We start from the raw sequence: 13,254 nt of genomic DNA, 5'->3' as shown, positions 1-13,254 counted from the left end.
AAGCTGTCTAAAGCTCTCTCCTTGCTTTCTCAATTCATATATTTGAACTTTATCTTCATAAGTTAATTTCATTATAAAACACCCCAAAAGTTAGATTTTTTCTGTCTAACTTTTGGGGTGCAGTTCATGACCAGCGTTTTTTTTAGTATGACACTGCTAACAAGAGCTTAAGGAGGGCTATTTCTTGGTCATCTCCTCATACATCTCAAAGTGTTTCTCAACCGTTTCGCTCTCGGTCAGCCAAGTTTTTTTGCCGTCAGCAACCTTGGTCAAGCCGTAGGCTTCCATGACTGCCTTGTCATTAGCTTGGTGGGCACGGCGGAGTTCAGCTGGCATGGTCAGTTCATCATAGAGGTCAGCTAGACTGCTGTCAGGATAAAGGGCACGCGCATCAAGAATGTCTTGCGCGGTTTGCTCAATCTTGGCCTTGGCTTTATCTGATGGACTAGGTCAAGGGAAGTTATTATAGACAATAGTTGCTGAATATTGGTAACGCATTTCAAGGCGACCAGCCACCGTCCGCATCCAAGCAATGTGAACGTTGGAAGTGAGGATACCGAAGTGGTAGAGAGTGGCGGCAGGAGTGCCGCTGACCGCACTGACCGCCTATCAGGCGCTGGATTTGCTCAAGGTCGAGGCTGGCAAGACCATTTTCATCACCGGTGGGACTGGCGGTTCCGGCGCGCTAGCCATTCCACTGGCTAAAGCTCACGTTTTGCGTGTGGTGACCAATGGCAGAGCGACCCATAAAGACCGCTTGATGGCACTTGGTGTGGACAAGTTTATCGATTACCAGACAGAAGATTTCGTCGACGTCTTGTCAGATGTTGATTACGTCATCGATACCCTAGGTGGCGAAGACACCATGAAACTCTTTAAGATTTTAAAAAATGGCGGAGCTATGGTCTCACTCAACGCCATGCCAAACAAGGTCTTCGCCAAACGTATGGGCATGTCAGCCTTCAAACAATTTCTCTTTGGCCTAGTCGGACGCAAATATGACAAAGTAGCATCCCAAAACAATCAACGCTACGACTTCATCTTCGCCCAGTCAAGCGGCAAGGACCTAGCAGATGTTTCAAGAATCCTGATAGAAGGCCAAGTCCCCGTCTCAATCGACACCATCTACGACTTCAAAAACATTAACCAAGTCATCGCCAAACTGAAGAACGGACACTCCAAAGGTAAGTCAGTCCTTAGAGTTAACAACTAACTATAAGAGGTCCACTATCAACTGTAGTGGGGGGCATATTAGTAACATTGAGAGAGAATCACAGTGATTCTCTCTATTTTGATAGCCGAAGAGAGGAGGGGTTTGGTTATAATATTCTAGTCTTTATAATCTGAAAGATTGACATTAAACATGAAGGATTTACCTACTACAGATACTGCAAATCCTTTTAAATACATATCACACGGTTTTTGAAGTATGTTATAATATCAACTATAGAAAGTCAGAGGTAGTTAAAATGATAAATGAAACCTTGATGCAATATTTTGAATGGTATTTACCAAATGACGGAAAACATTGGAAACATTTGGCTGAGGATGCTCCGCATTTAGCTCAAAAAGGGATTCGAAAAGTATGGATGCCACCTGCTTTTAAGGGAACTTCTTCTGGTGATGTTGGCTATGGTGTTTATGATCTTTTTGACCTAGGTGAATTTAATCAAAAAGGGACCATTCGTACCAAGTATGGCAGCAAAGATGATTATCTAGCTGCTATTCAAGCCTTAAAAGACAATGGCATTAGCCCTATTGCAGATGTTGTGCTAAATCACAAGGCTTCTGCAGATCATACTGAACGCTTTGAAGTCATCGAAGTTGACGCCAATGATAGGAAAAGTCAGGTCAGTGAGCCATTTGAAATTGAAGGGTGGACCAACTTTACCTTTGAGGGAAGGCATAAGGCTTACAATGACTTTGAGTGGCATTGGTATCATTTTACAGGAACGGACTTTGATAACAGAACAGGAAAAACAGGTATATACGAGATTCAAGGTGATAACAAAGGTTGGGCAGATGATGATTTAGTAGATGATGAGAACGGCAACTACGACTATCTCATGTACGCCGACCTTGATTTCAAACACCCTGAGGTCGTTCAAAATATCTATGACTGGGCAGATTGGTTCATTGAGACAACAGGTATTGAAGGTTTCAGACTTGATGCCGTTAAGCATATCGACTCTTTTTTCATGAAAAATTTTATCCGTGATATCAAGGAAAAATACGGTGACGATTTTTATGTTTTTGGTGAGTTTTGGAAGAATGATGAGGAAGCTGTCGATAATTATCTGGATAGCATCGATCATCGTTTCGACCTTATTGATGTGACGCTACATCATAATTTTTTTGAAGCTAGTCAATCAGGTGAAGCATATGATTTACGTCACATTTTTGACGGAAGCTTAGCAAGTAACCATCCTATGTCTGCGGTCACTTTTGTTGACAATCATGATACACAGCGTGGACAAGCGCTAGAATCAACCGTTGAAGAATGGTTTAAACCAGCCGCCTATGCCATGATTTTACTGCGTCAAGAAGGACTTCCCTGTGTTTTCTTTGGAGACTACTATGGTATTAAAGGTGAATTTGCACAAGAAAGCTTCCAAGTCATTATTAATAGGCTCTTGGAATTGAGACAGACGAGGTCCTATGGTGAGCAAACTGATTATTTAGAAGACGATGCTAACTGTATCGGCTGGACTAGACTGGGTGATGAAGAATATGCCCCCCTTGCAGTTTTGATTAGCAATAATGAGGCTAGTCATAAATCCATGTTTATCGGAAAAAAATGGGCAGGTATCAAGTTCACAGATTATTTGGGAAGTTGTCCAGACGAGGTCATCATAAATGATGACGGTTGGGGAGATTTTCTTGTTTCAGCAAAGTCAGTCAGCGCTTGGACTTGTTAAGCTATTAAGATAGTCTTACTGTCAACTTGCGGTATGTTATAAATGTTTACAGTCTTGTAGAGCTCACAAAAAAAACGCTGGTTTCAGCGTTTTTTTGTACGATTACACGTTCAAAACCTTGTCTAGGAATTCTTTCAAACGTGGGTGTTTTGGATGGTCGAAGATGTCTTCTGGTGTGCCGTCTTCGATGAATTGGCCACCGTCTGTGAAGATGACGCGGTTGGCAACCTTGCGGGCAAAGCCCATTTCGTGGGTAACGATGAGCATGGTCATGCCTTGTTCAGCCAAGTCCTTCATAACGTTAAGAACGTCGCCGACCATTTCAGGGTCAAGGGCTGAGGTTGGTTCGTCAAAGAGCATGATGTCAGGATTCATGGCTAATGAACGAGCGATAGCCACACGTTGCTTCTGACCACCAGACAGGTTGTCTGGTTTCGCGTCAGCCTTATCTGCCAAACCAACTTTTTCAAGCAATTCCATCCCGACTTTTGCAGCCTCTTCTTTGGAATATTTCCCAAGCTCTACAGGAGCAAAGGTGATATTGTCGAGCACTGACATGTGGGGGAAGAGGTTGAAGTGTTGGAATACCATGCCGATATTTTCACGCGCCTTGTCGAGATCTGTTTTAGTATCTGACAATTCATAACCGTCAACGATAACGCGTCCGCTAGTGATGGTTTCAAGCAAGTTGAGCGTACGAAGGAAAGTTGATTTCCCAGAACCAGAAGGACCGATGATACAAACGACATCGCCTTCGTAGAATTTGGCGTCAATGCCTTTGAGGACTTCATTTTGTCCGTAAGATTTATGCAAATCTTGAACATCAATTTTTAAGTCAGCCATTATTTCATCTTCCTTTCTAAGCGTTTAGCAAATTTTGTCAAAATCGTAATCATAATCAAGTAGATAACTGCCAAGATAGCATACATACGGAAGGATTGGTAGTTACGAGCGATGATGATTTTACCAGTTTGGAAGAGTTCTACCAAACCGATAGCAGATACGATGGTTGTATCCTTGAGGGAGATGACAAACTGATTGATAAAGTTTGGAAGCATGAGCTTAACAGCTTGTGGCAAGATAACCTTGCGCATGGTTGTTCCATAGGAAATCCCCAAGCTGCGGCTGGCTTCCATTTGACCGCTAGGAACAGCTTCGATACCACCACGGACGATTTCGGCAATATAAGCTCCGCCATTGAGCGAAAGCGCGATAGTTGCCGCAACAAAGTCATTAATAGGGCTTTGGTGACCAGTGATGCTTTCAATAAGGTTTGGAATACCCCAGAAAATGAAGGCAGCCACAATCATCAATGGAATACCGCGGACAACATCAACGAAGATAGCAGCGATTGTACGAAGAACATTGCTTGGCGCCACACTCATCATACCAAAGAGGATACCGATGACCATAGCGATGGCAAATGAAATCAAGGTCAAGCTGATTGTAGTTCCAAGACCACCGAGCAATTGTTTGTAGTTGTTTGAGATCAAACCAGTGATGGTTGTTTCGTCTGCGGTAGAGGATTTTTTACTTGAACTTGAAGCTGATGAAGTGCTTGTAGTTGACAAGTATTTCTTAACGAGTTTGTCGTAAGTACCGTTAGCTTTAAGAGCAGCAAGACCGTTGTTGAACATTTCAATCAACTCAGGGTTAGAACCTTTTTTAACGGCAAATCCGATTTCACCAGAGGATTCACCTTTGATTGGTGTTTCAAATTTACGTCCTTGTTTGATAGCATAAGCTAGTACAGCTTCGTCATCCATCAGAGCATCGATTGACCCTGAGTTCAAGCTATCGTACATAGTAGACGCTTCATCAAAGGCCTTGATTGAGAAACCATATTTATCTTTGTTTTCTTCAAGCCATGTGTATGAGGCAGTACCATTTTTAGCACCGACAGTGGCACCTTTGAGGTCATCGTAGGCTTTGACTTTGCTACCAGATTTAACTGCAAGGATAATATTGGCAGTGTAGTAAGCATCTGAGAAGTCGAAGATTTTTTTACGGGCATCGGTGATGGTTGCACCAGCGATAACAGCGTCAGCTTGTCCTGATTGAACAGCGTTAAGTGCCGCATCGAAACCAGGGTTTGAGATTTCTAGATTGAAACCTTGTTGTTTAGCGATGGCTTTAAGCAAGTCCATGTCAAAGCCAGTGTATTTATTAGAGCTATCTTGGTATTCAAATGGGGCAAATGAAGAGTCAGAAACGATTTTGTATGTTGATTTAACAGGTGTCGCTTTAGCTTTGGCATCGCCTGTTGATTTCAATTCAGAGGTGCTTGAGCTTGTTCCTAACCATTTAGACATGATAGAATCATAAGTTCCATCTTCTTTCATCGCTTTCAAAGCAGTGTTGAACTCAGTGATGAGGTGTTCGTTTTTGCTACCTTTTTTAACACCAAAGGCAAAGCTACCAACTTTTTCACCGTCCATATTGATGGCATAGTTTTTCCCTTGGTTGATAGCGTATTGAACGACAGGTTGGTCATCCATCGCAGCATCAACAGAACCAGAATCCAAACTGTTGTTCATCAAATCGCTGGTGTCAAATGTTTTTACTGTGTAGCCGTATTTGTCCTTGTTTTTATCAAGGAAGGCTTGAGCAGCGGTCCCGTTTTTCACCCCAACCGTTTTTCCTTTAAGTTGAGAGTATTTCGTAATTTTATTGTTGCTCTTGGTGTAGAGCACAACAGCTGTGTCGTAATAAGTGTCCGAGAAAGTGAATACTTTTTTACGGGCAGCAGTGACAGTTGTTCCTGCCATGAGGGCGTCAGCTTGTCCTGATTGAACGGCGTTAACCGCAGCATCAAAACCTGGATAAGTCTGTTGGTAATCCCATCCAGCACGTTTGGCAACTTCCGTGATAATATCAACGTCAATTCCTTTATAAACTTGATCAGAATCTTTAAATTCGAATGGAGCGTAAGCTGTGTCTGAAACAATTGAAATCGTATCAGCGCTGGCTTTAGCGCCAAACACAAAGAATACTGAGAGCATTGCTAGCATAATAGCTTTAAATGTGTGCTTCATGTTAGTCTCCTTTTAATAATATGTCTATCATTATAGCAAAATTTAAGGTTTTAGGCAAATAAATCGAGAATTTGTGTCATAAAACCTAACATAAACTGTCATGCGATTGTTAGGAGAATTTAAATGCCTCAACATCATGGTAATTTATGTTAGAATGGTAGCAGTATAAATTCAAGAAAGAAGTGTATAAGCATATGATTGAACGTGTGACTGATAATCAGTTCAAATTAGTTTCTAAATATACCCCTTCAGGTGACCAGCCACAGGCTATTGAGACCTTGGTTGATAATATAGAAGGGGGAGAAAAAGCTCAGATTCTTAAGGGGGCAACGGGGACTGGTAAGACCTACACCATGAGCCAAGTGATTGCGCGTGTTAATAAACCCACCCTTGTTATCGCCCACAACAAGACGCTAGCGGGTCAGCTTTACGGCGAGTTCAAAGAGTTTTTCCCAGATAATGCGGTGGAGTACTTCGTGTCTTATTACGATTATTATCAGCCTGAGGCCTATGTGCCATCATCTGACACCTACATCGAAAAGGATAGCTCGGTCAATGACGAGATTGATAAGCTCCGCCATTCGGCAACCTCATCGCTTCTAGAGCGAAATGATGTGATTGTGGTGGCATCCGTTTCTTGTATCTACGGTTTGGGGTCGCCAAAAGAGTATGCTGACAGCGTGGTCAGTCTGCGTCCTGGTCAAGAAATCTCCCGCGATCAGCTTCTCAATGACTTGGTGGACATCCAATTTGAGCGCAACGACATTGACTTCCAACGTGGAAAATTCCGTGTGCGGGGCGACGTGGTGGAAATCTTCCCAGCTAGCCGTGACGAACATGCTTTCCGAGTAGAGTTTTTTGGGGATGAAATTGACCGCATCCGCGAAATCGAAAGTTTGACTGGGCGTGTTTTGGGAGAGGTTGACCATTTAGCCATCTTCCCAGCCACCCACTTCATGACCAATGATGAACACATGGAAGAAGCTATTCAAAATATTATGACTGAGATGCAAGAGCAGGTCAAACTCTTCGAGTCAGAAGGTAAGCTGATAGAAGCGCAGCGTATTCGCCAGAGAACTGAATACGACGTGGAAATGCTTCGTGAAATGGGCTACACAAATGGTGTTGAAAACTATTCCCGCCACATGGACGGTCGTTCTGAAGGGGAGCCACCTTTCACGCTACTTGACTTCTTCCCTAATGATTTCCTCATCATGATTGACGAAAGTCACATGACCATGGGGCAAATCAAGGGTATGTACAACGGTGACCGTTCTCGTAAGGAAATGTTGGTCAACTACGGTTTCCGTTTGCCGTCTGCTCTTGATAACCGTCCCCTTCGCCGTGAAGAATTTGAAAGCCATGTTCACCAGATTGTCTACGTGTCAGCGACTCCGGGTGACTATGAGATGGAGCAGACCAACACGGTTGTTGAACAAATCATCCGTCCGACAGGGCTTTTGGATCCAGAGGTTGAAATTCGTCCGACTATGGGACAAATGGATGACCTACTGGGCGAGATTAATGCGCGCGTGGACAAGGGTGAGCGGACCTTCATCACCACCCTCACCAAGAAGATGGCAGAGGACCTGACCGATTACCTCAAGGAAATGGGCGTCAAGGTCAAGTACATGCATAGCGACATCAAGACCTTGGAGCGTACTGAGATTATCCGCGACCTTCGTTTAGGTGTCTTTGATGTTTTGATTGGGATCAATTTGCTGCGCGAGGGCATTGACGTACCAGAAGTATCACTGGTGGCCATCCTAGATGCTGACAAGGAAGGTTTCCTCCGCAACGAACGCGGACTTATCCAAACCATTGGACGGGCTGCGCGAAATAGTAACGGTCACGTTATCATGTACGCCGACAAGGTGACAGATTCCATGCAAAAAGCCATGGACGAAACCGCTCGTCGCCGTACTCTGCAAATGGCTTACAATGAAGAACACGGCATCGTCCCTCAAACTATCAAGAAAGAAATCCGCGACCTCATTGCCATTACCAAAACTAGTGATGCTGATGTCGCCGAAATAGCCGTGGATTACAGCACCATGTCCAAAAAAGAGCGCCAAGCTCAAATTAAAGAACTACAAAAACAAATGCAGGAAGCAGCTGAGTTGCTTGACTTTGAGTTAGCGGCGCAATTACGGGATATGGTTCTTGAGTTGAAAGCGATGGATTAGGGAACTTATATGAGATAAAGGAGTCTTTATGTATGCTGTTATCGCAACTTTAGATGAAAGGACAAATCAGAAAATAAAAGGCTTATGGAGAGAACTGAAAGGCTTGTCTTTATCAGATTATGCTTACCAAGTTAAGGACAGGGAGCCTCATATTACTTTGGCTGATTTTGAAACAGATGCTATTGAAGAGGTTCTAGAAAAACTGACTGGCAAACTTCATCTAAGTCTGTCTCTGGCTCTCCCTCTTCAATCTATCGGTTCATTTTTAGGAAGTTCCATTGTTTTTCTGAGTCCAACAAAGACGCCAGAATTAGTGAAGCTACATGAGCAGGTTCATGATTTACTTGGGAAATTGATTGCGTCTGATTCACAGTATGCGCCCCAGATTTGGGTTCCGCATCTGACCATTGCCAATCGTATTGAGGAGGACAAGTTGGCAATGATTTATACTTATTGTTTGAAAAACTTGAACATGACAAGGGGCAGATTAACGCCTTAAAGGTCATTGCCATTGATGAGCAAGGTCAAGTCAAGGAAATCTGTCAGTTTACCCCTTAATCACCTAAAAAGCTTTGCTATTTTTCATAATGGTAGAGCTTTTTTACTAAGTATTATTGATGTTATAATGACTGAGATACTTGGGAGGGAAGAGATAGCGCCCTTGTTTCAAAGTTATTTTCCAGAGGAAGTAGATATGGTTCTTGAGTTGAAGGTCACGAGCTAATACCAATTGAAGATGGGGCTCCCCATCTTTTTTGCTGATATCCGTACCCAGACAGTTCGCATTCAAGCCTATTGAAATCATGGAGAAGTGAGCCTATACTAAGGTTATTAAATTAAGAAAGCGAGATTTTCTATGACAAAACGGTTGACTTACGCCGCTTTATTTATGGCATTAACGATAATACTATCATCCTTTAGCATTCCAGTGCCGGGTGGTCACTTTTATTTTAATAAGGTAGTTATCTTTTTAGCTGCCCTTATTTTTACTCCCACTGAGGCAATGTTAATTGCTGGGATAGGTGCCTTCTTAGGAGACTTTTTCTTCTATCCTGCTCCGATGTTTGTGTCTTTAATTGTTCAAGGCTTAGTTGCTTATACTATTGGTATCATTGTTAGAGATGCTCGGAAGGCTAGTAAAGGGCGAGTTTTCACTGCACTGTTAGTAGGAAGTGTTATTACAGTTGTCGGATATGGGTTGGGGCGTGCCTTTATTTATGCCACTCCTGCTTACGCTATCATGAAACTTCCATTTGATATTTTAGCTTCTATTATTGGTGCTGTACTAGCCTATATCTTATATTACCTTAGTGGTTTGTCAAAGACCTTCCAACAGTTGATGAAGAAATAATGGTATAATGTAGAGAGTAACGACTGATGTGGTTCAGTCGTTATTTTTATAGTAGGAGGCAAGATGAATTACGTTTTGTTATTACGTGGCATCAATGTGGGTGGCAATCATAAGGTTGACATGGCTGAGCTGAAGAATCAGCTCTTAGATGCTGGTTTTGACCAACCGCGCTCTTACATCAACTCAGGCAATCTCTTTTTCCAGTCGGCTTTGTCTGAAAAAATTATCAGGGAGTACTTGACTCATTTGTTTGAGCAGCACTATGATTTCCCCATCCCCTTTGTGATGTTGAGTGAGGCTCAGCTTTTGGCAGAAGCGCAAGCCCTTCCCGACTGGTGGGAGGAGGAGGCTTATCGGAAAAATGTCCTCTTTTACCTGCCAGAGGCGGATGTGGCTTTATCCCAAGAGCAAGTCGCTGCGACTGGGAGTAAGCGCCTTTACTTTGGGGACTATGCTTTATTTTGGACAATAGCAGAGCAGAAAGATTATAACCGTTCTGCCTACCATAAGCAGTTGGGCAAACTCCCCTTCTACAAGCAGGCCTCCGTCCGCAATACCAACACCTTTAAAAAATTAGTCGAAAAAATAGGAGAATAAAATGGCAAGAAGTCAAGAAGTTATCTTAACCAATATGTGTCTCATCGAAGATGAGAACCACAATATCGTCATGCAAATTCGCGACCCTGAAAGGTATGCTTGGTCAGGTGCTGCCCTGCCTGGCGGTCACATCGAAGAAAAAGAATCTCTGCATGAAGCAGTTGTTCGTGAGGTTTACGAAGAAACGGGTCTCACGATTTCTAACCCTAAACTTGTCGGCATGAAGCACTGGTACACCAAGGAGGGTGTCCGCTACCTAGTCTTTCTCTATCGGACGACAGAGTTTGAGGGGCAACTGTGCTCCTCGAATGAAGGCGAAGTCAAGTGGGTTAAGCGTAGTGAGCTGGCAACGATGGACTTGGCCTATGACATGCTCAACCTGCTGCGCATCTTTGATGAGGACAACCTGTCAGAGCTATTCTATGCCGAACGCTTAGAAGACGATTTTGTTCGTGAGTTTTGGTAATCTGCTAGCGCCCTGCGGTCTTAACCGCAGAGGCTTTTTATGCGGTAGTCAAAAACAACAGAAGAAGTGCCCGCACCGCTCGTTTTTGGACTAGTGTCACAAGCGTGTTATGTGACCAAGGATTCTCTGAGAGCAGTTTGAAAACTGCGGTAAATAGTTACTCTTAGTCAGGAGTAAGTCGCCAACCGAGGCAAACGATTCACTTCGGAGTAAGTCAAAAACCATGGTAAACAGGTTACTCTCGTCTAGGACTAGTCTCAAAACTCTTATTGACTGAGTATCCAGCTAGTTTCAAGCTCCCCTACCCAATCCTCAAACCCCAAAACTCAGTTTTCAGACTGTCGCCAGTCGTCGGGAGGCTGTTGACTATCTTCAAGAAAACTGAGCAGAGACATCTCAGAAGTCATTTGTCTACAAACCAAAAAGGAAGTCCAGAACGGGCTTCCTTTTCAGGTCTTATCAAAATGTGATAACTATTTAACAGAACCGCCAGTAATACCTTCCACATAGTATTTTTGCATGAACATGAAGAGCAATGTGATTGGGATGGCGATGATAACAGAACCAGCGGTGAATGACATGAACCAGTCGTTGATGGTATCTTGTTGGAGCATTGAGAAGAGCCCAATGGCAACAGTGTATTTACTTGTCACGTCACCAAGGATAACTTTAGCAAAGATGAAGTCCATCCAAGGTGCGATGAAAGCCATCAAGGCAGTGTAGACGATGATTGGTTTTGACAATGGAAGGGTAATCTTGAAGAAAATATCCAAGCGAGTCGCACCATCAATCATGGCAGATTCATCAAGTGAGTAAGGGATGGTATCAAAGAACCCTTTGGCAATGTAGAAACCAAGCGCAGCACCTGATGAGTAAACAAGGACAAGGGCTGTCAGTGTTTGGTCAAGGTTGAGGGCTTTAAGAATATAGTAAACGGCAATCATAGACATGAAACCAGGGAACATATTCAAAACCAAAGCCAATTTCAAGAAGCCGTTGCGGTGTTTGAATTTGATACGGCTAAGTGAGTAAGCCATAGCAACGGTGATGAAGGTTGAAATGATACATGAGAAGACTGCGACAATCAAAGTATTCATGAACCATCGACCAAATGGGAAGGTTGATTGATTGAAGAGTTTGACATAGTTGTCAAATGTCCAAGTCTTAGGAATAAAGTAAGACACATAGGCTGTTCCTTCACCACGGAAGCTAGTAAGAATAACCCAGGCAATCGGGAAGAGCCAGATAATTGAAAGGACAATCAATAAAATATAAACAAAAGTTAGATTAAGACGTTTTTTCTTATTCATTATTTAGCAGCCCCTTCCTTGTAAGAATTTGTTCTCGTGTAAGCAAGTAAGCTGAATACCGCAGAGAGAACAAAGATTAAAATACCGATAACGGATGCTAGGTTATAGTCAGCCGCAGTTACGGTCAATTTGTACAACCATGTTACCAAAAGGTCTGTACTACCTGCTTGGTAGTAAGTTGAGTTAGTAGGACCACCACCAGTAAGAAGGTAGATAACGTTGAAGTTGTTGATGTTTCCGATAAATTGTTGAATCAAGGTTGGTGTCATAATCAACAAGATTTGAGGGAAAGTGATAGATTGGAAAATTTGGAATTTGTTGGCACCATCAATCTCAGCTGCTTCGATTTGTTCAGCAGGGAGGTTCATGATGATACCTGTTGCGACTAGCATAGTAACTGGGATACCAACCCACATATTGACGAAGATGATTGAGAATTTAGCCCAAACAGGATCTGACAAGAATGGGAGTGGGTGTGAAGCTGAAATCCAGCCCCATTTAGCAAGAAGGGCATTAACTGGACCAGAATCACTAAGCAAATTGCGCATGATGAGGAGGGAAATGAACTGTGGCACAGCCATGGTGATAACGAAAATCGTACGCCACATTTTTTTCCATTTCAGTCCTTTAGTATTGATAATGAGCGCAAGGACGATACCGAAGAAGAAGTTGGTAACTGTCGCGAAAACTGCCCAAATCAAAGTCCAAGAAAGAACTGGGAAGAAAGTTCCTGCCATACGACCGCTAAAGACATTACCAAAGTTAGTAAGCCCTACCCAGTCGAAAAGACTCTTAGGAGGCAAGTGGTTGTGATCGTAGTTGGTGAAGGCTAAGCAGACCATATAAATCAAAGGGAGAATAGTGAAGAGAAGGACACCAATAAGTGGAATAGCCATAAGTGTCATGTGGAAACGACCATCAGTCAAGGTTTTAAGGTCTTCTTTAAATGATGGAGCTTTACGTCCTTCTTCTTTCAAGGTAATCAAATGAGCTGCGCTCTTGATATTGCACCAGTAGATGTAAGCAAACACACAACAGAAGATGAGTGATGCGAGACCGAAAATCAAGAGCAACATTGAGTTGTCACCTTCCGTTGCTACTTGGATTTTAATACCGTCAACAGTTTTTGTTGTAAGCCCTTGTTGTTTAATTCCTAGAGTGATTAACCCTTGGAAGGCTGGGATGACTTGATTGACAAAAGCGATAAGGAAAACAATTTCAGAAAGAAGGAAGAGCAATCCTTTAGTCCATTGTTTTTCTTTCAAGTTAGCAAATCCCATGATTAAGAATGATAACTTGGTTCCAATATCTCCTTTTTGGAAAAGTTCCTTTAGAGACATACCATCAAGAGACAATAGTTTTTTGTTCATTGAGAATCTCCTTCGTAGTCC

General features: G+C 42.8%; 11 protein-coding genes and 2 pseudogenes. 7 read left to right on the top strand and 6 right to left on the bottom strand.

Features of this window, described 5'->3' with window-relative positions:
- Nucleotides 1-72, bottom strand: a pseudogene (locus IYQ92_RS08315) (transposase); the annotation flags it as partial.
- A gap of 105 nt (nucleotides 73-177) precedes the next feature.
- Nucleotides 178-582: pseudogene (locus IYQ92_RS08310) on the bottom strand (type IIL restriction-modification enzyme MmeI); the annotation flags it as partial.
- Between the two features lie 178 nt (nucleotides 583-760).
- Between IYQ92_RS08310 and IYQ92_RS08305 the strand changes: the two are divergent.
- A complete protein-coding gene (locus tag IYQ92_RS08305; RefSeq protein WP_229311359.1) occupies nucleotides 761-1,213 on the top strand; it encodes a zinc-binding dehydrogenase in 453 nt (150 codons plus the stop codon).
- A 256-nt stretch (nucleotides 1,214-1,469) separates the two neighbouring features.
- Nucleotides 1,470-2,918, top strand: coding sequence for an alpha-amylase (locus IYQ92_RS08300; RefSeq protein WP_195676221.1), 1,449 nt, complete (start codon nucleotides 1,470-1,472; stop codon nucleotides 2,916-2,918).
- A gap of 102 nt (nucleotides 2,919-3,020) precedes the next feature.
- Here the strand turns inward: IYQ92_RS08300 and IYQ92_RS08295 are convergent, their stop codons facing one another.
- The gene (locus IYQ92_RS08295; protein ID WP_195676220.1) at nucleotides 3,021-3,761 is read right to left on the bottom strand and encodes an amino acid ABC transporter ATP-binding protein; all 741 of its coding nucleotides are present in this window, start codon (nucleotides 3,759-3,761) and stop codon (nucleotides 3,021-3,023) included.
- A complete protein-coding gene (locus IYQ92_RS08290) occupies nucleotides 3,761-5,953 on the bottom strand; it encodes an ABC transporter substrate-binding protein/permease (protein WP_195676219.1) in 2,193 nt (730 codons plus the stop codon). The genes IYQ92_RS08295 and IYQ92_RS08290 overlap by 1 nt, the downstream gene beginning before the upstream one ends.
- Before the next feature lie 194 nt (nucleotides 5,954-6,147).
- Here IYQ92_RS08290 and uvrB point away from each other — a divergent pair, with 194 nt between their 5' ends.
- The 5 genes from uvrB (at nucleotide 6,148) to IYQ92_RS08265 (ending at nucleotide 10,553) form a co-directional block, all read left to right on the top strand.
- Nucleotides 6,148-8,139, top strand: coding sequence for an excinuclease ABC subunit UvrB (gene uvrB / locus IYQ92_RS08285; RefSeq protein ID WP_195676226.1), 1,992 nt, complete (start codon nucleotides 6,148-6,150; stop codon nucleotides 8,137-8,139).
- A 28-nt stretch (nucleotides 8,140-8,167) separates the two neighbouring features.
- Complete coding sequence (locus IYQ92_RS08280) at nucleotides 8,168-8,638, top strand: 2'-5' RNA ligase family protein (protein WP_195676218.1); 471 nt, start codon at nucleotides 8,168-8,170, stop codon at nucleotides 8,636-8,638.
- Nucleotides 8,639-8,995: 357 nt separating this feature from the next.
- Nucleotides 8,996-9,490 (top strand): ECF transporter S component, encoded by a 495-nt coding sequence (locus IYQ92_RS08275; RefSeq protein WP_195676217.1) that lies wholly within the window; start codon nucleotides 8,996-8,998, stop codon nucleotides 9,488-9,490.
- Nucleotides 9,491-9,553: 63 nt separating this feature from the next.
- Nucleotides 9,554-10,087, top strand: a complete 534-nt coding sequence (locus tag IYQ92_RS08270) for a DUF1697 domain-containing protein (protein ID WP_195676216.1) — start codon at nucleotides 9,554-9,556, stop codon at nucleotides 10,085-10,087.
- Nucleotide 10,088: 1 nt separating this feature from the next.
- A complete protein-coding gene (locus IYQ92_RS08265; RefSeq protein WP_195676215.1) occupies nucleotides 10,089-10,553 on the top strand; it encodes an 8-oxo-dGTP diphosphatase in 465 nt (154 codons plus the stop codon).
- Between the two features lie 473 nt (nucleotides 10,554-11,026).
- On the opposite strand, the gene IYQ92_RS08260 is transcribed toward IYQ92_RS08265, so the two are convergent.
- Nucleotides 11,027-11,863: a sugar ABC transporter permease gene (locus tag IYQ92_RS08260; protein ID WP_195676214.1), complete on the bottom strand. Its 837-nt coding sequence runs from the start codon at nucleotides 11,861-11,863 to the stop codon at nucleotides 11,027-11,029.
- Nucleotides 11,863-13,233 carry a carbohydrate ABC transporter permease gene (locus tag IYQ92_RS08255; protein WP_195676213.1) on the bottom strand — a complete coding sequence of 457 codons (1,371 nt, stop codon included), beginning with the start codon at nucleotides 13,231-13,233 and terminating at the stop codon, nucleotides 11,863-11,865. Before IYQ92_RS08255 ends, IYQ92_RS08260 begins: the two co-directional genes overlap by 1 nt.
- Between the last annotated feature and the right edge of the window lie 21 nt (nucleotides 13,234-13,254).

Origin of the sequence: Streptococcus sp. HF-1907 (assembly GCF_015594605.1) — a bacterium.
In the GTDB taxonomy this organism is placed as follows: Bacteria; Bacillota; Bacilli; order Lactobacillales; family Streptococcaceae; genus Streptococcus.
This window is presented reverse-complemented; position numbering and strand designations above follow the sequence as displayed.

Excerpts from the sequence above, each read along its gene's own strand:
- IYQ92_RS08305 (WP_229311359.1), top strand. The coding sequence starts at position 761 with ATGGCACTTGGTGTGGACAAGTTTATCGATTACCAGACAGAAGATTTC.
- IYQ92_RS08300 (WP_195676221.1), top strand. The coding sequence starts at position 1,470 with ATGATAAATGAAACCTTGATGCAATATTTTGAATGGTATTTACCAAAT.
- IYQ92_RS08295 (WP_195676220.1), bottom strand. The coding sequence starts at position 3,761 with ATGGCTGACTTAAAAATTGATGTTCAAGATTTGCATAAATCTTACGGA.
- IYQ92_RS08290 (WP_195676219.1), bottom strand. The coding sequence starts at position 5,953 with ATGAAGCACACATTTAAAGCTATTATGCTAGCAATGCTCTCAGTATTC.
- uvrB (WP_195676226.1), top strand. The coding sequence starts at position 6,148 with ATGATTGAACGTGTGACTGATAATCAGTTCAAATTAGTTTCTAAATAT.
- IYQ92_RS08280 (WP_195676218.1), top strand. The coding sequence starts at position 8,168 with ATGTATGCTGTTATCGCAACTTTAGATGAAAGGACAAATCAGAAAATA.
- IYQ92_RS08275 (WP_195676217.1), top strand. The coding sequence starts at position 8,996 with ATGACAAAACGGTTGACTTACGCCGCTTTATTTATGGCATTAACGATA.
- IYQ92_RS08270 (WP_195676216.1), top strand. The coding sequence starts at position 9,554 with ATGAATTACGTTTTGTTATTACGTGGCATCAATGTGGGTGGCAATCAT.
- IYQ92_RS08265 (WP_195676215.1), top strand. The coding sequence starts at position 10,089 with ATGGCAAGAAGTCAAGAAGTTATCTTAACCAATATGTGTCTCATCGAA.
- IYQ92_RS08260 (WP_195676214.1), bottom strand. The coding sequence starts at position 11,863 with ATGAATAAGAAAAAACGTCTTAATCTAACTTTTGTTTATATTTTATTG.
- IYQ92_RS08255 (WP_195676213.1), bottom strand. The coding sequence starts at position 13,233 with ATGAACAAAAAACTATTGTCTCTTGATGGTATGTCTCTAAAGGAACTT.